This is a genomic window from Allobosea sp. (assembly GCF_017308075.1).
Classification (GTDB): Bacteria; Pseudomonadota; Alphaproteobacteria; order Rhizobiales; family Beijerinckiaceae; genus Allobosea.
Map to the genome: position 1 here is coordinate 16,956 of NZ_JAFKFX010000025.1, position 19,418 is coordinate 36,373.

General features: G+C 62.5%; 21 protein-coding genes, 1 tRNA gene and 1 pseudogene. 13 read left to right on the forward strand and 10 right to left on the reverse strand.

Annotated elements, in window-relative coordinates:
- Nucleotides 1-15: 15 nt before the first annotated feature.
- Nucleotides 16-1,188, reverse strand: coding sequence for a zinc-dependent alcohol dehydrogenase (locus tag J0J10_RS05565; protein WP_291645630.1), 1,173 nt, complete (start codon nt 1,186-1,188; stop codon nt 16-18).
- 182 nt (nt 1,189-1,370) lie between these two features.
- Between J0J10_RS05565 and J0J10_RS05570 the strand changes: the two genes are divergently transcribed.
- The 4 genes from J0J10_RS05570 to J0J10_RS05585 all read left to right on the forward strand — a co-directional run bounded on the left by J0J10_RS05570 (nt 1,371) and on the right by J0J10_RS05585 (nt 3,963).
- Complete coding sequence (locus tag J0J10_RS05570) at nt 1,371-1,877, forward strand: YciE/YciF ferroxidase family protein (RefSeq protein ID WP_291642680.1); 507 nt, start codon at nt 1,371-1,373, stop codon at nt 1,875-1,877.
- Nucleotides 1,878-1,933: 56 nt separating this feature from the next.
- Nucleotides 1,934-2,362: a low affinity iron permease family protein gene (locus J0J10_RS05575; protein ID WP_291645631.1), complete on the forward strand. Its 429-nt coding sequence runs from the start codon at nt 1,934-1,936 to the stop codon at nt 2,360-2,362.
- A gap of 99 nt (nt 2,363-2,461) precedes the next feature.
- The gene (locus tag J0J10_RS05580; protein ID WP_291642676.1) at nt 2,462-3,067 is read left to right on the forward strand and encodes a cysteine hydrolase family protein; all 606 of its coding nucleotides are present in this window, start codon (nt 2,462-2,464) and stop codon (nt 3,065-3,067) included.
- A gap of 722 nt (nt 3,068-3,789) precedes the next feature.
- A complete protein-coding gene (locus J0J10_RS05585) occupies nt 3,790-3,963 on the forward strand; it encodes a hypothetical protein (protein WP_291645632.1) in 174 nt (57 codons plus the stop codon).
- On the opposite strand, the gene J0J10_RS05590 is transcribed toward J0J10_RS05585, so the two are convergent.
- The gene (locus J0J10_RS05590; protein ID WP_365879376.1) at nt 3,964-4,140 is read right to left on the reverse strand and encodes a hypothetical protein; all 177 of its coding nucleotides are present in this window, start codon (nt 4,138-4,140) and stop codon (nt 3,964-3,966) included.
- Nucleotides 4,141-4,142: 2 nt separating this feature from the next.
- On the reverse strand, nt 4,143-4,499 hold the full coding sequence (locus tag J0J10_RS05595) for an Hsp20/alpha crystallin family protein (protein ID WP_291645633.1): 357 nt from the start codon (nt 4,497-4,499) through the stop codon (nt 4,143-4,145).
- Nucleotides 4,500-4,669: 170 nt separating this feature from the next.
- On the opposite strand from J0J10_RS05595, the gene J0J10_RS27005 reads away from it, so the two are divergent.
- The gene (locus J0J10_RS27005) at nt 4,670-4,747 is read left to right on the forward strand and encodes a DUF982 domain-containing protein (RefSeq protein WP_365879386.1); all 78 of its coding nucleotides are present in this window, start codon (nt 4,670-4,672) and stop codon (nt 4,745-4,747) included.
- Nucleotides 4,748-4,859: 112 nt separating this feature from the next.
- On the opposite strand, the gene J0J10_RS05605 is transcribed toward J0J10_RS27005, so the two are convergent.
- Complete coding sequence (locus J0J10_RS05605; RefSeq protein WP_291645634.1) at nt 4,860-5,129, reverse strand: usg protein; 270 nt, start codon at nt 5,127-5,129, stop codon at nt 4,860-4,862.
- A 261-nt stretch (nt 5,130-5,390) separates the two neighbouring features.
- Between J0J10_RS05605 and groES the strand changes: the two genes are divergently transcribed.
- The 8 genes and pseudogenes from groES to J0J10_RS05645 all read left to right on the forward strand — a co-directional run.
- Nucleotides 5,391-5,705, forward strand: coding sequence for a co-chaperone GroES (groES, locus tag J0J10_RS05610; protein ID WP_291645635.1), 315 nt, complete (start codon nt 5,391-5,393; stop codon nt 5,703-5,705).
- A 58-nt stretch (nt 5,706-5,763) separates the two neighbouring features.
- Entirely contained in the window at nt 5,764-7,389 is a 1,626-nt protein-coding gene (gene groL / locus J0J10_RS05615; protein ID WP_291645636.1) for a chaperonin GroEL, read from the forward strand.
- Nucleotides 7,390-7,462: 73 nt separating this feature from the next.
- Nucleotides 7,463-7,678, forward strand: a complete 216-nt coding sequence (locus tag J0J10_RS05620; protein ID WP_291642818.1) for a hypothetical protein — start codon at nt 7,463-7,465, stop codon at nt 7,676-7,678.
- 303 nt (nt 7,679-7,981) lie between these two features.
- Complete coding sequence (gene htpG / locus J0J10_RS05625) at nt 7,982-9,862, forward strand: molecular chaperone HtpG (protein ID WP_291645637.1); 1,881 nt, start codon at nt 7,982-7,984, stop codon at nt 9,860-9,862.
- A gap of 284 nt (nt 9,863-10,146) precedes the next feature.
- The gene (locus tag J0J10_RS05630; RefSeq protein WP_291645638.1) at nt 10,147-10,356 is read left to right on the forward strand and encodes a hypothetical protein; all 210 of its coding nucleotides are present in this window, start codon (nt 10,147-10,149) and stop codon (nt 10,354-10,356) included.
- Nucleotides 10,357-10,499: 143 nt separating this feature from the next.
- Complete coding sequence (locus J0J10_RS05635) at nt 10,500-10,628, forward strand: hypothetical protein (RefSeq protein WP_291645639.1); 129 nt, start codon at nt 10,500-10,502, stop codon at nt 10,626-10,628.
- 671 nt (nt 10,629-11,299) lie between these two features.
- Nucleotides 11,300-11,536, forward strand: coding sequence for a hypothetical protein (locus J0J10_RS05640; RefSeq protein ID WP_291645640.1), 237 nt, complete (start codon nt 11,300-11,302; stop codon nt 11,534-11,536).
- Between the two features lie 171 nt (nt 11,537-11,707).
- Nucleotides 11,708-12,000, forward strand: a pseudogene (locus J0J10_RS05645) (transposase); the annotation flags it as partial.
- A gap of 311 nt (nt 12,001-12,311) precedes the next feature.
- On the opposite strand, the gene J0J10_RS05650 reads toward J0J10_RS05645, so the two are convergent.
- From J0J10_RS05650 to J0J10_RS05675, 6 genes are all read right to left on the reverse strand, one after another.
- On the reverse strand, nt 12,312-12,692 hold the full coding sequence (locus J0J10_RS05650; protein WP_291645641.1) for a hypothetical protein: 381 nt from the start codon (nt 12,690-12,692) through the stop codon (nt 12,312-12,314).
- Nucleotides 12,685-12,951 (reverse strand): hypothetical protein, encoded by a 267-nt coding sequence (locus J0J10_RS05655; RefSeq protein ID WP_291645642.1) that lies wholly within the window; start codon nt 12,949-12,951, stop codon nt 12,685-12,687. Before J0J10_RS05655 ends, J0J10_RS05650 begins: the two co-directional genes overlap by 8 nt.
- Before the next feature lie 651 nt (nt 12,952-13,602).
- Nucleotides 13,603-15,213 carry a hypothetical protein gene (locus J0J10_RS05660; protein ID WP_291645643.1) on the reverse strand — a complete coding sequence of 537 codons (1,611 nt, stop codon included), beginning with the start codon at nt 15,211-15,213 and terminating at the stop codon, nt 13,603-13,605.
- Nucleotides 15,214-15,719: 506 nt separating this feature from the next.
- Nucleotides 15,720-17,642 (reverse strand): site-specific integrase, encoded by a 1,923-nt coding sequence (locus J0J10_RS05665; RefSeq protein ID WP_291645644.1) that lies wholly within the window; start codon nt 17,640-17,642, stop codon nt 15,720-15,722.
- Nucleotides 17,643-17,760: 118 nt separating this feature from the next.
- Nucleotides 17,761-17,836, reverse strand: a tRNA-Glu gene (locus J0J10_RS05670).
- Nucleotides 17,837-18,282: 446 nt separating this feature from the next.
- On the reverse strand, nt 18,283-19,416 hold the full coding sequence (locus J0J10_RS05675) for an alkene reductase (protein ID WP_291645645.1): 1,134 nt from the start codon (nt 19,414-19,416) through the stop codon (nt 18,283-18,285).
- Nucleotides 19,417-19,418 lie beyond the last annotated feature (2 nt).

Genomic DNA, 19,418 nt, shown 5'->3' on the forward strand with positions numbered 1-19,418 from the left:
TTGCCTGTCTTTCGCTCACGGGGTGAGAACGACTTTGATGCAGCCGTCCTCCTTGTCGCGAAATGTCTTGTAGAGGCCCGGGCCGTCCTCCAGCCCGGCACGGTGCGTGATGACAAAGGAAGGGTCGATTTCGCCGGAGGTGATCTTCTCGAGCAGCGGCGCGAGGTAGCGGTGCGTATGCGTCTGACCAGTTTTGAGCGTCAGGCCCTTGTTCATGAAAGCGCCCATCGGCATCTTGTCGAGATAACCGAAATAGACGCCGGGCATGGAGATCGTTCCGCCCTTTCGGCAGCACATCATTGCCTCCCGGAGCGCATGCGGACGATCGGTCGCGAGATAGGTTGCAGCCTTGATCTTGTCGACGATGGCATCGAATGATCCGCTGCCGTGCGCCTCGGCACCAACTGCTTCGATGCAGCGATCCGGACCACGCCCCGCCGTCATTTCCATAAGCCTGTCGTAGACCGGGCCGTCATCGGAGTTGACGATCTCAGCTCGCCCCTTAGAGGCAGCCAGGGCCAAGCGCTCAGGCACGTTGTCGATGGCGATGACTCGGCCTGCACCGAACATCCAGGCTGACTGGATCGCGAACTGGCCGACGGGCCCGCAGCCCCAGACGGCGACTGTGTCTCCCTCCTCGATTTCGGCATTCTCCGCCGCCATGTAGCCGGTCGGGAAGATATCCGAGAGAAAAAGCACCTGCTCATCAGGGATGCCTGTCGGGACCTTGATAGGACCGACATCGGCGTACGGCACTCGCAGGAACTCCGCCTGCCCACCTGGGAAGCCACCCAGCATGTGCGAGTAGCCGAACAGGCCGGCAGGTGACTGCCCCATCGCCTTCCTGGCTTCGTCGGCATTCGGGTTGGAGCGGTCACAGAGCGAGAACAGCTGCTTGCGACAAAAGAAGCAGTCACCGCAGGCGATATTGAAAGGCACGACCACCCGATCGCCGACCTTGAGGTTGCGAACACCGCTTCCAATCTCGACGACCTCGCCCATGGTCTCATGACCCAGAACGTCCCCGGCTTCCATGCTCGGCGTATAGCCATCGTAGACGTGAAGGTCGGACCCGCAGATCGCGCACGCGGTGACCTTGATCACCACGTCGCCGGCATCCTGGATCTGCGGATCAGGCACCGTTTCGCAGCGGATATCGCTCTTGCCGTGCCAGCAGAGGGCTTTCATGACGTTCTCCTGCGGATGGCCCCCGCCATGGTTCCGAACGTCACAAGCCGACAAGCGTTCCCAGGCTTTTAGGAGCTTCGGCGAGTTGCGATACAACGACCTCGAGCCAGCGACGAACTTGGGCTGGAACATGCCGCTGACACACCGGTTTCATCGGCACGGTCCACCATAGGAGACTGACGATGGCGAACGACCCCAAGACCCTGAATGACCTCTTCCTCGATACGCTCAAGGACATCTATTACGCGGAGAAGCAGATCCTGAAGGCCTTGCCGAAAATGGCTAAGGCAGCGACGGCGCCGGAACTGAAGCAGGCGTTCGAAAAGCACCGGGATGAGACAGAAATGCATGTCGAGCGCCTGGCCGATGTGTTCGAGATCGTCGGCAAGGCACCGCGCGGCAAAACCTGCGACGCCATCCTCGGTATCATCGAAGAGGGCAAGTCGATCATCGAGGAGTTCGAAGGCAGCCCCGCCCTCGACGCTGGCCTTCTCGCTTCGGCGCAGGCTGTGGAGCACTACGAGATTTCTCGTTACGGCACACTGAAGGCCTGGGCCCAGCAACTGGGAATGGCGAACGCCGCCAAACTTCTGGACCAGACGCTCACCGAGGAGATGAAGACGGACCAGACGCTGTCCCAGCTCGGCGAGAGCAAGATCAACAAGCAGGCTCAGGCCAAGGCGGCCTGATTTACGGGTGGTTTCGGCGGCGCGTCGGAGCCACCCTTTCCCACTCCGAGGCAACCATGCCCGACCAATCAGACCCGATTTCCGATCTTGGAAATTCTTCCTTCTTCACCCGGCTTTCTCAAAACGTTGCGCGCTACTCGGGCAAGCCTGGCACCTTCTTTGCGGCGCTCGGAATCGTCGTCGCTTGGGCTCTTTCCGGCCCGTTCTTTGGCTTCAACGACACCTGGCAGCTTGTCATCAATACCTCGACCACAATCGTGACGTTCCTGATGGTGTTCGTGATCCAAAACAGCCAGAACCGCGACACTGCGGCGATGCAGATCAAACTCGACGAATTGCTTTCAAAGGTCGAAGGAGCTCGTGAGGAGCTCATGGATCTCGAAGAACTCGACGAAGAGAAGCTCGCGACAATCCGCGACGACTACGAGCGTCGAGCAAAGCGAGCGCGCAGCCAACCGGACTGCAACGTCCCGGGCGTTACCTGATCGAGTGACGGGGCCGCCGTACTGGCTCAATGTGACTTCAGTTGTCTTCTTCCCTGATCCGCTTTCGCGAGGCCAGGTTGCCGTTTTGGAAAAGAGCTTGTGGGCGACTGTCTTCCTGAACTGACAACACGTACTGTTCATTTGTGCGTCGACATGCAGAGGCTGTTCGGTCCGGAAGGACCGTGGCCCACGCCATGGATGGCTCGTGTGCTGCCGCAGTGTGTCGCCTTGGTGGAGCGCCATCCGCAAGCCACCATTTTCACACGGTTCATCACGCCTTCGACCATGGACCACGCGGTCGGAGCCTGGCGCGATTTCTATGACCGCTGGCCACACACGACGCGTGATCGGCTCCAAGCGGACCTGCTAGAGCTCGTCCCAGAACTGGCTCGGTACGCGCCGCCCGCCCATGTGTTCGACAAGCCCGTCTACTCGGCATTTGCAAGCCGTAGATTACTCGCTCATCTCCGTGACCGGTCGGCCGACACAGTCATTCTGTCAGGCGCCGAGACCGACGTTTGCGTGCTCTCGACAGCGTTAAGCGCGGTCGACCATGGTTTCAAAGTCGTGATCGCGACGGACGCTGTATGCAGCTACTCGGATGTGGGACACGACGCCCTGCTGGGACTCTTTCGCGCGCGCTTCAGCCAACAGATTGCGGTTGCCCCAACCAGCGAGATTTTGGATCGCTGGCGCGCTGTTTGATCGCAGGCTCGACGACATGCATCGGCGGATGCTCCCAGCGACGGGTTCCTCCACTTGCGCGCCCTATGAGCTGGCGGGAACGCTCACTGGTCCCAATTGCGAGCCGCGGTGCCTCGTTGCCACGCGCCATCTACAAACGAGACAAAGCCCCGTCCCGCGTTAGCGAGACCGCCTAATTGGCGTGCTCATGCGACGGTTTTTAGTACGGCCAGCGCTTTGTAATAACGGCCAGACCGAAGAGAGCGATGCCGATGAGTAGCGCCCCAGTCTCCACACCATCCTCCCAAGATCCGGGAGAAAATTTACTGGCGGGCGCAAAGTTCCGCGCGACAGCGCCAACATCGAAACTCAGACAGCCCGCGAGGCGATGGCGGATGCGATCTCTTTATCCGGGCGGGTCCCAGAGCAGCCAGAGCACGACGGCGCCCAATGGCCCTGCATTGAGCAGAACCACCGGCAGGCCGGAAATATCCACGGGCGCGCTCCTCAGCCGCGAGTGGCGCCGGCGGCAACGACACCGATCTTCGCAGCGAGCTTCTCGGCGATGGCGTCCGGATCGAGCCCGAAGCGCGCGACGGCATCGGGAACGGCCTGCTGCACGTAGGTGAAGCCTTCGGCGATCCGGGGCCGTCGACGGGCCGCCGGGCCGCCAGCGCGCCGGAGCCAAGGCGCCCGATCAGGAGGCCCGCCCCCCGCGTCAGCGCGGTCAGCAATGCCTCGCGATGCCGCGCCTCGATGTCGAGCCCGAGCTTTTCGCGGATCAGCTTGAACAGCCAGGCGGCGAACGCCGCGATAAAGATGCCGGCGATCCTACCGCTGTCAAAGGCTTTGGATCATTGGTCGAAGCGGCCGATCGGGTGCGTATTTCGCCAAGGAGGCTGGTCGCGACCGCCTGATCATGTCCGGACAGGTGAAGATGACCTCACACCAAGCGAGCTTGACGACAGCCTTGCGTCACCTTCGCCGTTCGAAATGCGGCGGTCTGAGATCCGCCGCATGGAGTGCCTCCTAGCCGCTTTCACCGCGATCTTCTTCACCTGCGACAACGCCTCCTGTGTTTTTGGCAGTGTCACGATCAGGACGCCGTTCTTGAATTCGGCGCTGGCCTTGTCCGTGTCGAGACCCCCGGCAGGGGGATCGAGCGATAGAACGAGCCGTAGGAGCGTTCCGATAGGTAATAACCTCTGTTGCTCTCCTCGCGATTACTCCTCTTCTCGCCTTTGATGGTGAGGGTATTGTTGGTGAGCGAAACGTCGATCTCCTTCTGGTCAATGCCCGGAAGTTCAATCGAGATCTCCAGTGCGCTTTGCGTTTCGGCAACATCGGTTCTCGGACCATCAGGAGCCCAGTGCCGGAACGCCGCGAACGGCTGATCGAACCGTTTCCAGAAGTCCTCAAAGATCCAGTTCACATCACGCTGGAGAGAAAACACGGGGTTGTCCTCCTCCCGCTTCGCGACGTCGCTTCACGGATGAAGCTCGATGAGTTTAAGCGGCCCATCATCGTGCTGACCGCCTTCGGGCGACCCACGGTGATCTCGTCCGCTGCGTCTTCTTGGCAGATTGGCCCGCGGGACGGCGTGATCCAGCCCACAGCTTTGCCATGAAGGCCTGTCAGGCGGCCGTGCGCGGCGACATCGAGGCGGAGACGGCACGCGGCGTTTTCGCCGCCTTTGCTTAGAAGCAGGATATCCTGGCTCCGGATATTGCACTCATTTCCTGCGGGCGCCGAGCGGGCCCGCAGAATTTCGCCTGAGTTCGATCAGGAAACAGCCCCGCGGGCTGCTTCCAATTCAGTGCAGGTGGAATTCGCCATTGATCGCGCTGAGATCGGCTGGCCCGATCAGATCCTTGTGCGTCACGGTGATGCGAAAGAGCTTGCCGTCCAACTTGGCTTCCCAGAAGGCCAGGAACTTGTTGAGCTGCGGAAAGCGCGGCGCCAGGTCGTAGTCCTGCCAGACATATTCCTGCAGGATCGAAGGGTGGTCCGGCAGGCGATAGAGGATGCCGGCGGTGGTCAGGCCATAGCCCGCGATCTGACGGGCGAAATCAGTGGAAGCCATTCCTTTTCAGCTCCGTGGTTGCGCTGCGCATGGCAGCGCAAATCCAATGCGCCCGCAAGTCGAAAAGTTCCTCTTAGCTGCAAGAATTCAAGGTGTTAGCACTCATACGAAAAAAGTGCTGCCAGCCTCTTGAAGGCAAAAATGGGGCAACCTAGATCATCGCGCGGGCATGGCGCCTCAGGGGCGCGCGAACCTCGCCGCGAGACCCGCATAGGACCGGCCCGCTTTGACATGTGACCGACATGGAAATTGGAGGAACTCATGAAGTTTCGGCCACTGCATGACCGGGTCGTCGTGAAGCGCATCGACGCCGAGGAGAAGACCAAGGGCGGGATCATCATCCCCGACACCGCCAAGGAAAAGCCGCAGGAGGGCGAGGTCGTCGCCATCGGGCCCGGCGCCCGCGACGAGATCGGCAAGCTCGTGCCGCCCGACGTGAAGGTCGGCGACCGCGTGCTCTTCGGCAAATGGAGTGGCACCGAGGTCAAGATCGATGGCGAGGATCTCCTGATCATGAAGGAGTCCGACATCATGGGCGTCGTCGAGGCGACGGCAACTCTGAAGAAGGCGGCCTGACGGGGCCTTCATCCCATCTCATCAACCTGAAACCTCAAGTCTGAAGGAGTGAGGAATCATGGCTGCGAAGGACGTGAAGTTTTCGCAGGACGCGCGCGAGCGGATGCTGCGCGGCGTCGACACGCTTGCCAATGCGGTGAAGGTCACGCTGGGCCCGAAAGGCCGCAATGTCGTGATCGAGAAGTCGTTCGGCGCTCCGCGCATCACCAAGGACGGCGTCACCGTCGCCAAGGAGATCGAGCTTTCCGACAAGTTCGAGAACATGGGCGCCCAGATGGTCCGCGAGGTGGCGTCGAAGCAGAACGACGCGGCCGGTGACGGCACGACGACCGCGACCGTGCTCGCCCAGGCGATCGTCCGCGAAGGCGCCAAGGCGGTAGCTGCCGGCATCAATCCGATGGACCTGAAGCGCGGCATCGATCTCGCCGTGGAGGCGGTGACGAAGTCGCTCGGCGAGCATTCCAAGGCGATCACCGGCTCGGAGGAGGTCGCGCAGGTCGGCACCATCTCCGCCAATGGCGACCGCACGATCGGCGCGATGATAGCCGAGGCGATGAAGAAGGTCGGTAACGAGGGGGTCATCACGGTCGAGGAGGCTAAGACCGCCGAGACCGAGCTCGACGTCGTCGAGGGCATGCAGTTCGACCGCGGCTATCTCTCGCCCTATTTCGTCACCAACACCGAGAAGATGGTCGCGGAGCTCGAGGACCCGTATATCCTGATCCACGAGAAGAAGCTCTCTAGTCTCCAGACGATGCTTCCGCTGCTGGAAGCCGTCGTGCAGACCGGCAAGCCGCTGCTGATCGTGGCGGAGGATGTCGAGGGCGAGGCTCTCGCCACCCTCGTCGTCAACAAGCTCCGCGGCGGCCTGAAGATCGCCGCCGTCAAGGCGCCGGGCTTCGGCGATCGCCGCAAGGCCATGCTCGAGGACATCGCCATCCTGACCGGCGGCACCGCCGTGAGCGAGGATCTCGGCATCAAGCTGGAGAACGTCACGCTCGACCTGCTCGGCCGCGCCAAGAAGGTCCGGATCGAGAAAGAGGCTACCACGATTGTGGACGGCGCCGGCTCCAAGATCGAGATCGAGGGCCGTGTCGCGCAGATCAAGGCGCAGATCGAGGAGACCACCTCGGACTACGACCGTGAGAAGCTCCAGGAGCGTCTGGCCAAGCTCGCCGGCGGCGTCGCGGTGATCCGCGTCGGCGGCGCGACCGAGGTCGAGGTCAAGGAGAAGAAGGACCGCGTCGACGACGCCCTGAACGCCACTCGCGCTGCAGTGGAGGAAGGCATCTTGCCGGGCGGCGGAATCGCCCTTCTGCGAGCGGTCAAGGCGCTGGAAGGCCTGAAGCCGGCCAATGACGACCAGAAGACCGGCGTCGAGATCGTCCGCAAGGCAATCACGGCGCCTGCGCGCCAGATCGTCGAGAATGCCGGCGGTGACGGCGCGGTCGTGGTCGGCAAGCTGCTGGAGTCTTCCGATTATGCCTGGGGCTACGATGCCCAGACCGGTGAATATGGCGATCTGGTCAAGGCCGGCATCATCGACCCGACCAAGGTCGTGCGCACGGCGCTCCAGGATGCGGCGTCGGTCGCGGGCCTGCTGATCACCACCGAGGCGATGATCGCCGAGCTGCCGAAGAAGGAAGCGGCTCCGGTGATGCCGGCCGGCGGCATGGATTATTGAGCAAGGAGGGCGCCGCGGCTTCCGTGGCGCCCTCTGCCAGCGCCGCGATCTCCTAGGCATCCCGAGGGAAGCCATGCCCTTTTCGTCGCTGACCGATCCTATCGAGCTCGCCCGTGCAGAGGCCGCTCCTGAAAAGGCATGGGCGGAACTCAAGCCGTGGCGTCCGGAGGGCTCCGGCGAACAGGAGCGAAACAACTTCGCCTATATCGTGGCTTCACTGGTTCCACTGGCGTTCGACGAGGAGGATCTCGCACAGCGTGCAATCGATCGGTTTTGCGAGAAGGCCTAAGCGAGGGGCCCGTGAAATCCCCCCAGATTTCCTCAATCGCATCAGATGTCCGACATGACCGATGCCCGAAACTAATGACCTCTCGCCTTCCGACCGCTTCAAGGCCCTCATCACCAACGTCGAGAGCGCAACTTATGGCCTCAAGGATAATCTCCTGGCCGTCGTGACACGGGATGGATCGGCAACCTGGCAGACGGTCGCCGCTCACATCGAAACCCAATTGTCCGGCGCGGGAGAGTTCGCGACCGCGCGGTTGAACGCCATACTCGCCTTGATCAGGACCCTATCTGGAAAATCCGAACGATGACGACCGCGACCGCCGAACATCGCAGCTTCGAAGCCGACGTCTCCCGCCTCCTCCACATGATGGTGCACTCGGTCTATTCCGACCGGGACGTGTTTCTGCGCGAGCTGATCTCGAACGCCGCCGATGCCTGCGAGAAGCTGCGCTACGAAGCGATCGACCATCCCGCGCTGCTCGGCGAAGAGCCCAAGCTCGCCATCACCATCGAGGCGGACGCCGAGGCGGGCCGGCTCGTCATCGCCGATAACGGCATCGGCATGAGCCGCGACGAGATGATCGAGGCGCTCGGCACCATCGCCCGTTCCGGCACACGCAGCTTCATGGAACGTGTCGCTACGGCCGAGGGCAAGGAAGGCGCCCAGCTCATCGGCCAGTTCGGTGTCGGCTTTTACTCTGCCTTCATGGTCGCCGGCGAGGTCGAGGTCGTCAGCCGCCGCACCGGTAGCGACGAGGCCTGGGCTTGGTCCTCGAACGGTAAGGGCGAGTTCACCGTGGCGCCGATCGCATTGGACGAGGCTCCCGCGCGCGGCACGCGGGTGACGCTCCATCTGATGAACGATGCCAAGACCTATGCCGAGCGTTGGACGCTGGAGCGCATCGTCAAGCAGCAGTCCGGCCATGTCCCCGTGCCGATCATGCTGGTCGAGAAGCCGGGAGCGGAGCCGGCCACGCTTGCCGACGGCGCCGCGCTCTGGACCAGGCCGAAGAGCGAGATTTCCAAGGATGAGTATGTCGATTTCTATCGCAGCGTCGCTGGGCAATATGACGAGCCGGCCGCGACCATCCATTTCCATGCCGAGGGCCGGCACGAGTATAGCGCGCTCGCCTTCGTGCCGGGCGCACGCCCGTTCGATCTCTTCGACGCCGAGCGCAAGGGGCGGATCAAGCTCTATGTGAAGCGCGTCTTCATCACCGACGAAGCCGAGTTGATGCCGCGCTATTTGCGCTTCGTCCGCGGCATCGTCGACACGGCCGACCTGCCCCTCAACGTCTCCCGTGAGATGATTCAGGACAGCCCGCTGCTCGGCGCGATCAAGAAAGGCGTCACCAACCGGGTGCTCTCCGATCTTACGAAGCTGTCAGAGCAGAATGCCGCGACGTTTTCCCTGGTCTGGGAGAATTTTGGCGCGGTCATCAAGGAAGGGCTCTACGAGGACTTCGAACGCCGCGGGCAACTCCTCAATCTCTCCCGCTTCCGGACCACGGCTTCCGGCGAAGACTGGCGGAGCCTGAAGGACTATGTTGGCGCGCTGAAAGAGAACCAGACGGCGATCTACTATATCGTCGGCGACGATGCGGGCCGGATAGCGAACTCGCCGCAGCTCGAAGGCTTCCGGGCTCGCGGCATCGAGGTTCTGCTGCTGTCCGATCCGATCGACGGCTTCTGGGTCTCGGGCATGCCGGAATTCGAGGGCAAGCCGTTCAAGTCGGTGACGCAAGGCGCGGCTGATCTTGGCCTCGTTCCCTTGCTCGGTGGTGCGGCGTCGCCGTCAGCCGAGACGAGCCAGGAGGTCGGCGCTCTGCTCGCATCGATGAAGGTAGCTTTGGCTGGCGAGGTCGCGGATGTCAGGACCTCGGATCGGCTCACCGAGAGTGCCGTCTGCCTCGTGGCGTCCGACAAGGGGCCGGATCGCCAGTTCGAGCGCTTGCTCAGCGCTGCCGGCCGCCTCGACAGTGCCGCCAAGCCGATCCTGGAGGTCAACCCGCGTCATGCGGTGGTCGCGGCTCTCGCCGCTGTCGAGGACGGCGCGCTACGCAGTGACGTCGCACACCTTCTCTTGGACACCGCCCGCGTTTTGGACGGCGAACGCCCGACAGACGCAAATGCATTCGCCGAAAGGCTCAACCGGCTCGTAACGCGGAGCTTAGGCGACCGCTGAGCGACGAGCCCTGGGAGCATGTGGGCGGTGCGGTTGCTGTGATGTCCCCGCTCACGCTTTGGATTCAATATCGGTAGGAGCCCCTCTGTTTGGCCTCAAGGTCGGCTTTCGGGCGTGGGGCGAATGTCCGCAGCTGGCGCGACGCAGCCGTCAGCCCCACCTGCTCCGCATCGCGCCGGACTGGAGACGAAGAGCGCGCTATCATTGCCGTCCTCCATGACGTGATCGAAGATAGTGACGTAACGGCAGAGGATCTCCGGCGGGAAGGCTTCTCGGAACCGATCGTGGACGCGATTAAAGCTTTGACGCGCCCGGAGGGCGAAGCCTCCCAAGACTTCATCTTCAGGGCCGCGGCAAACGAACTGGCCCGGCCGGTGAAGATCGCCGATCTCCGAGACAATCTGGATAGGACGCGGCTCGCTGTGTTGCCGGCGGGCAAGCGAGACAATCTTCTCGCGAAATATGACGGCGCACTGAGCCTGCTGGATCGATGATACGTCATCGTCGCACGGCGATGGTGTTGCCTCAAAAACCGGCCTGGGGCTGAATTGCAGCCATGTCAGAAAAGCCAACTATCGAGATACCAGTCATCAGCGTCTCCGAGGTGGTTGTGAGCGCCGATCCTGCAGAGGGGCCCATGATCAGCCTCGCAACGGAAGCAGATGCCGATCTCCGGCTGGTGCTGTCGCAGTCCGCTCTCGCTCAACTTGAGGTGATGCTTGCCCGCGCCGCTCAGGAGCAGGCCAAACACCAGCCCCGACAGTGATCCGCCCCAACACCTTTACGCTGCTGACTTTGATCTGCGCGCTCGTCGCAGTCCGCGCTTGGGGGTGGTTGTCTGGGGCTTGGCGGCAATAGCCCGCAGCTCCGGGCCGGCATGGGTAAGGAGTTTACGGCGCCGATCAAGGATCAGTTTTCTAGAGGAACCGCTTCTGGCCTTTGGGGTTCATCCCACCAACAAGGGCCAAACTCTATGTCTGGGCGACTTACCATCTTTAGATCGGGCGAGGGCTGGGCCGCGCGGGACGCGACCGGGGCCAAGTATGGGCACTCGCCTAATCTCTTCCAGACCATCGAGGCAGCGGAGCGATTGGCAAAGCGGATCGGCGCCCAAGTTTTACTGAGCCGCGAAGCGCAGAACCATCTGCTTTCTCATCCGAGGAAGAAGCCAACTGGCTGAACGTGCTGCCTGACGGAGATTGGAGCGGTGGAACGGTGCTGCCCCGCCGCCAAATCGGTGGGCACCCGATTGTCGCCTGCTTCACCCGCGTTGATCGGCATGTTGGTTCTAGACACAGAGCCGGGCCAGCGCCCTTCCGAGGTAGCCCGGCTGATTTCATCGTTCGGGCTATCCGGAGTGCAGTTCCTTTCGGCAAAGTAACTAGGGGGGTGGGCGTTGTCGGAGCGGCGGACTGATCGCTGCAGCCGGGGTTCTACATGCCGATCAACATTGAGATTCGAACGACCGAAGAGCGCGAAACCGCCGGCCGGCTTATCGAGCGGTTGATGGGCGCGATCGAGGACAGTCCAGAAGAGAGCAAACTCAAGATGTTGCTCGCAGCGTGCGAAGCTTGGGACGCTAAATGCAAGCGGGCGCTCCTATGCCAGCCCAATCCGTTCTGTGCTCTGGAGGAAAGCCAGGCCATCACGGTGTGTTTCGGCGTGCAAGTTTGACCCCATGAGGCGGGGGATCGGCGTCCAACTTTGACCCCCTTGAGCCGGTTTCGGTGAGACTGCCCGTCCTGGTTTCGGATGGGCGGGCGGGGGATGAAGGGCGTGGATACGATTGCGCGGATCCGGCGCGAGTTTTCGATCCGTGGGAAGACGATCAAGGAGATCGCCCACAAGCCGCGGTGCTCACCCAACATGCCCGCTCGCAAGCTCCTGCGCTCGATTCAAGAGGGAGCCCGCGACATGGCAAGGGACATCGCCCAGACCGACGCCTATGTCGTCTCACGGCGCGAGCGGAAGAAGGTCGAGATGCTCTTCGCCCACCTCAAGCGCATCCTGAATCTCGATCGGCTTGGTTACGCGGTCCAAACGGCGCCAGAGACGAGTTCCACCTCGCCGCAGTAGCCCAGAACCTCAGGAAGCTCGCCAACCTCCTCCCGAATGGACCTCAGATCAGGGCCGCGTGACAGGCGAAGACGCTCGCCAGCAAATCGCCGCCCGTGATCGCCTCGCCCGCAGACCGACTTTTTCAACGGTATCGGCGCTGCACAGCCTGAGCGCTCCTACGGATGTGTGACTTGCTGAACGCGAAAGCAGACTCCACCTAAACCAGGACAAAAATTGGGGTCGCAGGTCACAGGCTGCGCAGATGCCGCCTGATCCAGCCCCTCCGCAACCACCGCGCCGCCACGAAAACAGGGCCGGCCTCCGAAGTCGGCCGGCCCTGGGTATAGGCGGCGCAAGCGGCGCAAGGCGGATCAGGGTTCCTGCGCCGCGCTCACCATGTGAAGGTCTCGAAGACCGAGACCCCCATCTCGTCCTGGATTCGCTTCATGTCCCAGATGAGGTCCACCAGAGCGTCCTTCGTCTGAGGTGTCCGGCACTCCATGATGACGTAGTAGACGTGCGCCTGCGTCAGCCAGTACGATCTTGACTTGCGAACTCTGCGGCGACCGATCCTGATGGTGGCGTCGATGGCTTGCGGCGCGTCAACTCCCGCCATGTTCTCAAGGTGATGGCCGATCCACCGATCAAGCTGGCGCGGGCGTTCGAATCCGATCTCCGTCGCCAATTGGAGGGACGTCACGCACAGGCGCCCACCCAACGGCCGGAAGTCCAGCCGGTCGAAGATCAGGGTATGGTCGGGGCGCCTAAGCATCGCTGGCACACCCCCCGGCCACCAGGCGCCAAGGCCACTGGCCCAGCCCTGGCTCCGGCATCGCCATCTGGCGAGCCAGATAAACCCCACGGTCGATCACGTCTGCCAGCGCTTGGTTGGTCGCGTCGGTGTGAGCCTTGAAGACGACATAGACGACCTCGGCCGGGGTGAGCCAGTACATCAGCCCCGGCCGCACCTTCGTCGCCCCCAGACGCACGATGAGACTGCCGCGATGGGGCTGAAGCCCCATCGCGGCCATGGCGGGCCGCCGCGTATCGATCCAACGCTCCAGGCGCCACGGCGCGCAGGGAGAGCCGTGACGGTCCGTTCGCGTGCTCGGAGCAGGAGGACGGAGCAACAGCTGCGACCGAGATTCCACCCGAACCAGGGCAGCCGAATAGGCCAATAATCGACCTGTCTCATATCTGGCCGACAGGAACGCGCTCCCTCGCTGTTCTGTCGCGAGAACAAGCTCAGAGGACCGTGGTAGGTCCGGGGTGATCGCGCGGGCTCGTCGCACCCCGGGAGTCCCACGGGTCGCCCCCATATCGCAGTCAGGAGCTTCTCGCGGGATGGGCGCAGGAAAATTTGAATGAGACCTTTTTCTTGATTTCGCCGTCCGCAGCGTCCGCAGCGTCCGGCAAGGACCCGCTGGGCAATATCGCCTGATTTGAACGGCTCGGATCACGAAGTCAGCTCTCCTCGAGCGAGTGCCGGCATCGGCGGCCCATTCCAGCAACGGCTGACCTTTCGCAGCCTTTTCGAAGCTTGAGCGACCTCCGCCTCCGAAGCTCGTTCGATAGATTCAAGCAGGGGTGATTGCGGACGCTACCTGGGCCAGCAGTGAAATCACCGTCCGGGATCGTCCGAACGAGGCTGAGAATGGCTGACCCACGATTTTTGCCAGAAGCTAAAACAAATGGAGCGTGCGCCGCCGGTCTTTGGTTTTGGCTCGGTGAAACGCGACGTTGATCTTCTTGGCGATGAGGATCGGCTTGATCCGCTTCACATGGCTTGAGATCTGGGCGAGACCGGTGGGAACGGGAAGGCGCGAACCCGAGGCTTTCAGGCGTCGGGCGATTTCGGCTTGGAGCTCCTGCATCGTTCCGCTCCAGCAGTTTTTATTCTCGTCCCACAGTTCGAGGATGGTCAGCAGGATCGGATCCAGCTCGGCAAGTTCGTCCGCCGCAGTCTGCCTATTTTTGTCATAGGCGTTCATGAAGCTTCCAGGCCCGCCGAAAAGATCCTCGATCGCGATACCGAGCATCGCGAATTCAGCCATGCGCGGCAGGGGGCCCGGGCTCCATTCACCGAACTCCTCGCTCAAGAACTTGCGACGCGCAAAAGCGAGAAGATCCAGCAGGGCCTCCGTCAATCTTGGTGCAAGAGCAGAAAAGGCCTTGTTGACGGATGCGGTATCGCGGCGGCCACCCTCAGGAAACGCAGTCGTGTTGATGACCAGGGCACGATCGGCGAGATCAGGTCTTAGGATAAGATCCCCGATTCCATTTAGGATGACCGGAGCTTTGAACTCGAGATAAACCTCGTCGGCGTCGGTCCTCGCCCGCCGCATCGCGAAAACTCCGCCCGTCGAAATCTTGCACAGATTGTCGCTCATCGGCGCCGAGATGCGCGAGACATTGTCGAAAGCAAGGAGACGGGCGTTGCTGGCCGAGACAAATAAGTCCTTCTCCGAAGAGGGCAGCGATCTCAAAGGCGCGCTGCTTGGATCGACCAACTCATGGGTCAGTCGGACAAGCGTCGATTTTGCAGAGCCTTGATCACCACATACGGTCAGGACTGGATAGGGACCATCCGGAGTGAGCGCGCATACGCACCACGTCATGAGAAGCTGAAAATCATCAGCGGTATCAAGGTTCAGAAGCGCCTTGAAAGCCTTGAACGCTTCTCGATGCTTAGCCTGACAAGCGACATCTAGCTCGTTCGTATTGCCATTGACCGCACCCTGGCTGCGAATCTTGGGAAAGGGGCGCATCGCGCGGCTTCTGGCAAAATGCACCGGTGCTCGCGTGGCATGGTTCCATAAACCCTGACTGATGACGATGACGTCGCGCGCTTCGTTGCCGAGGTCGATAAACCAGTCTTTTCCGTCTGAACCGACACGGCGAAAAATGCGCTTCTCCGGTTCATCGGCTGCATGATCACCGATTTCATTGATCGCCGTCCGCAATGCATGAGGCGATGGATGGCGCTTGTGCTCGCGCAGGAATTCTCGGCGTACCCATGCCCTGAACCCACGCGACGCGACCGCGAAGGCTTGGCGACCTGCGCCGATGGGAACGGAGGCAAAGCCCTCTCCCTGCCAGGAAAACAACTCAATGAAGGCACCCGTCGGTGACAAGATCTTGCGAAGGAGATCGAGGTCGGATGGCGGTGGATCGTCCTTTTTTCTCACCGCTGCTGCCCCCGGCTGGTCGCCACGTCGCCCGCCGCACACGCGGCGGCCTGCTGTATCGTGAGAGCACCCAAGAATCCGTTTATCGTGTCCGCACTCGCTCATGACGCACGCGCGACCCGCTCGGCCTTGCCTGCCATCCTGCATCGCCGGTGCGATGGCAGCCCAGCATGCTCAAGGCAGCTCTGCGCTGATCGAAGTCGCCACGGAGAAGAAGGAAACGGGAATGCCCCGGGGGAACCCTGCACGAAAAGGACCAAATCATGACGACTATCGACAAGCGGCCCTCCAAAAGGCCGATCGGCAGCGCGCTCCTGCCGGAAGGGTCGGCTGGCGCCGTCGGGCGCTGGTTTCCAACGCAGTGGCCGCGCATTTGCGGCGAAAACCTTCTCCCATTGCAGGATGATGCGTTCCTGACGGCGCCGTTCCGCTCGCGCTACCAGCCGGGCCTGCGGACGCCTGATCAGGATCATCGAGGTCATCATCCACCGACATGTCACGCTCGGTCCGCCGGCCCGAAATGTGAGTTGGGTGTCGCGCGGGCAGGGAATCAAGAAGGAAGGGTCCTTCTAGCCGACGCATACGTGCGGAATGTCGGCGCGGCGCTAGCGCTATCGTCGAGCCGACGAAACGCCGACGGTTGCCATGGCCCTGAGGGCCTTCTCGACCTTCGGGCCATAATCGAGGGCCTGAACCGCGGAATTGAGCGTTGGCAAATCGAAGCCGGCTCCATACCCGCTCGTCGTGTCGGAGACATCGTGGCCAAGCACCTCCTGCATGACCGCGTAGAGCGGTTTGGCCTGGTTGCGGAACTGATCGGTGACGCGGTGGCGAAAGCTATGAAAGGTCTTGTTTTCCTCAGCCGGCACGAACTTTCGCGCGTAGCGTCCCCACCATTTGCTGAACCCGTGCGTGATCTTCCCACGATACGGCGTCAGCAAGGGAAAGAGCCGAACCGCTCCTGCCTTCCGTTGCGCAGCGACGTATGTCGGCAACCCGAGGTCAATCAGACGCTGGTGGATCGGGACCTTGCGCCGCGACGACTTGGTCTTCCGGCGCGTCTCCTGGCCGGGCGTATCGTCGATCGTCTCCATGTCGCAGTAATGAATTCCGTCTTCGCAGCGGATATCCGCCGTCCGCAGCTGACCGATCTCTTCCAGACGCGCGCCACTGTACATCGAAATCAGCGGCAGCCACTTCTGCGCCTCGCCTCCGCCTGCGGAATAGCGCGTCCCCTTGGAAAAGACGGGCGAGGCCAGAAGCTTTTCAAGATCCTGGTCGGTATACGGTTGGCGTTTGACAACCTCGCCTTCCTTGAGCTTGAACTTCGTCCCAGCACAGGGATTGCTCGGGATTTCGTCGTGATTCAGCGCGATGGCAAGGATCGCTGAAATCGCTCCGATCGCCTTGTCGTTGATCGTGCTCCGCGACAGAAGCTTCGCCCGGTTCTTCGCCGCCCATTCCTGGATGACTGCGACACTGGCCTCCCGGAGGTCGGCCGGTACATTCCGCGGGAAGAGGCTCAACCCGTCGCGATAGGCAAGGACTTGCTTCTTCGTGATCGAGCGGATCGGCAGGTTGCCGTTGATGGCGATGAAACGCTCGACATAGACACCGTATTCCTCTGCTGTCTTGTCGGCCGGCTTCTGCTGGAGCTTCCAGGCCTCGTAGGCATCCCGCAACTTCGAACCTTCGTCGGGGTCGGATAGCTTCAGCGGCTCGACCGGAACCGGCGTCTGGACGGGCTTTCCATTCAGTCGCGCAAGCACGTCCCGATGGGCTTCCATCCCTGCTCTCAAGAGGGCAAGAACAAGCCGTCGGCGATCGGGATGCACGCGGGGAATGATCACGCCGTTTTCGGCGAGAACGGCATCGACCTCGTTCTCTCCGACAGCATCGTCGAGCATCTGCCTGATCGCGCGAGCGCTGGCCTCCGAATGCCCATCGGCGGTCAGCGAGGCGAGCCTCGGAACAAGAGAAGAGCTGTCGTAGTCGAAGGCCTTCATGTCCTCCAAGCCGCGCGTTAGCGCTCCGAGTTCGCGCTCATGCGCTTCTCGCCGCGCCGCCCGGATGGCGCCCGGATCGGACTTCGACCAGCCAGCCTCCTCCAGGACGATCTCCGTCTCGTCGGCGAGCGTGTCGTCACTCAACGCCTCGTCATCATCGCGGCTCAGAATCTGCTGGTAGTAGCGCTTCGCCATCGTTTCGATATCCGACGGGGACAAGCCAGTGACCGCGCGCGGCGTTTCGGGACGCTTCGATCGGACCAGCCGAAGGCGCGCGACTTCGATGATGTCCTCGACTTGCGGGTGAACATCGAACCAACGCTTGCGCGCGAGGGCGATGTCACGCGTGCCTAGTGCGATCTTGATGGTGGCACGTCCACCAACCGCGCGTCGCTCGCCCGTCCATGGCAATGCGACCTCTCCCGCTGCAGCAGCCCGAAGCGCAGGCGGGATGTTGCGGAAATAGGTGAAACCGCCTTCAGCGCGTTCGACGAGAAACGGATTTCCGTTGGCGTTGATGCGGCCCATCCGGCACCTCCAGAGCGCCGGATTCTAACCAGGATTCTTACCAGAATTCCTACCAGCCGTCGCAGCGAGGCTAAACCTCGCATAAAAACGCTGAAAAATCAAGGATTTCCGGCGAAAATGGCGCTCCCTAGGGGACTCGAACCCCTGTTTTCGCCGTGAGAGGGCGACGTCCTAGACCGCTAGACGAAGGGAGCAGCGCGGCAGGCCGTCCGTATAGTCGGGCCTTGCCCGCACTGCAAGCCTTTCCTGCACCGCGATGACAAAAGCTTCACACAGGCGCGGGGTGGCCGGTTCGGCTTCATCCCACCCGTCCGCGCGTCGGCGCCCTGCCCTGCCGGACCAGCAGGGTCAAAATGCCCGCTTCGCCGGCATTTCGTGATGGTTCCAGCCTTGCGAAGCGCTCCTGCCCGGACCGGAACGCCCCGCATTCCCCAGTGTCCCGGCATCGTGTCGAGGCTCGTGCTGCGGATCGTATCCGGGGACCGAAAGCCTATGCTGGCCCCCGAGCCACCGGCGCGAAGCCTGTCTGGGCCAACAAGGCGCCGGTTCGGAGGGCGAATCGCCCAGTGCGGCGGAAAGCATCCGCGCGGGCGGGGCCGGCAAGCGCCAGCCCCGCAGAAGGGCGGCGACGAGACAGTCCTCAGACGGCCGATGCGGCATCCGGGCCGGCGAGCGCCGGATAGTCGGTGTAGCCCCGGGCATCGCCACCATAGAAGGTCGCCGTATCCGGCGTGTTCAGCGGCGCGTCGCGGCGCAGGCGCTCCGGCAGGTCGGGATTGGCGATGAAGAGCCGGCCGAAGGCGACGAGATCGGCCTCGCCCTTCTCGACCGCCTCGATGGCGAGCGCGCGGGTGAAGCCGTTATTGGCAATGTAGGCGCCGCGGAAAGCCTTGCGCAGCGCCTGATAGTCGAAGGGCAGATAGTCGCGGGCCTCGCGCGTCGCGCCCTCGACGACATGGATGAAGCCGATGCCGCGCTTGTCGAGCTCGTCGACGAGATAGCCGAACAGCGCCTGCGGATGCTGGTCGCGGGCATCGTTGGCCGGGCTGACCGGCGAGATCCGGATCCCGACGCGCCCCTTCGGGAAGACCTGGGCGACGGCGTCGACCACCTCCAGCGTCAGCCGGGCGCGGTTCTCGATCGAGCCGCCATAGGCGTCGTCGCGCTTGTTGGAGCCGTCACGCAGGAACTGGTCGAGCAGATAGCCATGGGCGCCGTGCAGCTCGATGCCGTCGAAGCCGGCGGCCTTGGCGTTCTCAGCCGCCCGGACGAAGTCGGCGACGATGCCGGGGATCTCGTCGAGCGCGAGCGCCCGCGGTTCCGAAACCTTGGTGAAGCCGCTCTCGATATAGGTCTTGGTGTTGGCCCGCAGGGCAGACGGCGCGACCGGCGCCTGGTTGCCGGGTTGCAGCACGCTGTGGCTGACCCGGCCGACATGCCAGAGCTGGGCGAAGATCACGCCGCCCTGCGCATGGACGGCGTCGGTCACCGCCTTCCAGCCGGCGATATGCGCGTCGCGATAGATGCCCGGCGTCCAGATATAGCCCTGACCCTGCTGCGAGATCTGCGTCGCCTCGGTGATGATCAGCCCAGCACCGGCGCGCTGGCGGTAATACTCGACATTCAGCGCATTCGGCGCATCATTATGCTTGCTGGCGCGATTGCGGGTGAGCGGCGCCATCACGACGCGGTTCTTCAGCGTGAGATCGCCAAGCTGGAAGGGCGTGAACAGCTTCGCAGAGGAAGCGCTGACGGAAGCGCCGGAATGACTCATCT

Coding starts and splice junctions, on each gene's coding strand:
- J0J10_RS05565 (WP_291645630.1), bottom strand. CDS start 1,188: ATGAAAGCCCTCTGCTGGCACGGCAAGAGCGATATCCGCTGCGAAACG.
- J0J10_RS05570 (WP_291642680.1), top strand. CDS start 1,371: ATGGCGAACGACCCCAAGACCCTGAATGACCTCTTCCTCGATACGCTC.
- J0J10_RS05575 (WP_291645631.1), top strand. CDS start 1,934: ATGCCCGACCAATCAGACCCGATTTCCGATCTTGGAAATTCTTCCTTC.
- J0J10_RS05585 (WP_291645632.1), top strand. CDS start 3,790: ATGCCGCGCCTCGATGTCGAGCCCGAGCTTTTCGCGGATCAGCTTGAA.
- J0J10_RS27005 (WP_365879386.1), top strand. CDS start 4,670: ATGAAGGCCTGTCAGGCGGCCGTGCGCGGCGACATCGAGGCGGAGACG.
- J0J10_RS05605 (WP_291645634.1), bottom strand. CDS start 5,129: ATGGCTTCCACTGATTTCGCCCGTCAGATCGCGGGCTATGGCCTGACC.
- groES (WP_291645635.1), top strand. CDS start 5,391: ATGAAGTTTCGGCCACTGCATGACCGGGTCGTCGTGAAGCGCATCGAC.
- groL (WP_291645636.1), top strand. CDS start 5,764: ATGGCTGCGAAGGACGTGAAGTTTTCGCAGGACGCGCGCGAGCGGATG.
- J0J10_RS05620 (WP_291642818.1), top strand. CDS start 7,463: ATGCCCTTTTCGTCGCTGACCGATCCTATCGAGCTCGCCCGTGCAGAG.
- htpG (WP_291645637.1), top strand. CDS start 7,982: ATGACGACCGCGACCGCCGAACATCGCAGCTTCGAAGCCGACGTCTCC.
- J0J10_RS05635 (WP_291645639.1), top strand. CDS start 10,500: ATGATCAGCCTCGCAACGGAAGCAGATGCCGATCTCCGGCTGGTGCTG.
- J0J10_RS05640 (WP_291645640.1), top strand. CDS start 11,300: ATGCCGATCAACATTGAGATTCGAACGACCGAAGAGCGCGAAACCGCC.
- J0J10_RS05650 (WP_291645641.1), bottom strand. CDS start 12,692: ATGCTTAGGCGCCCCGACCATACCCTGATCTTCGACCGGCTGGACTTC.
- J0J10_RS05655 (WP_291645642.1), bottom strand. CDS start 12,951: ATGGCCGCGATGGGGCTTCAGCCCCATCGCGGCAGTCTCATCGTGCGT.
- J0J10_RS05660 (WP_291645643.1), bottom strand. CDS start 15,213: ATGAGCGAGTGCGGACACGATAAACGGATTCTTGGGTGCTCTCACGAT.
- J0J10_RS05665 (WP_291645644.1), bottom strand. CDS start 17,642: ATGGGCCGCATCAACGCCAACGGAAATCCGTTTCTCGTCGAACGCGCT.
- J0J10_RS05675 (WP_291645645.1), bottom strand. CDS start 19,416: ATGAGTCATTCCGGCGCTTCCGTCAGCGCTTCCTCTGCGAAGCTGTTC.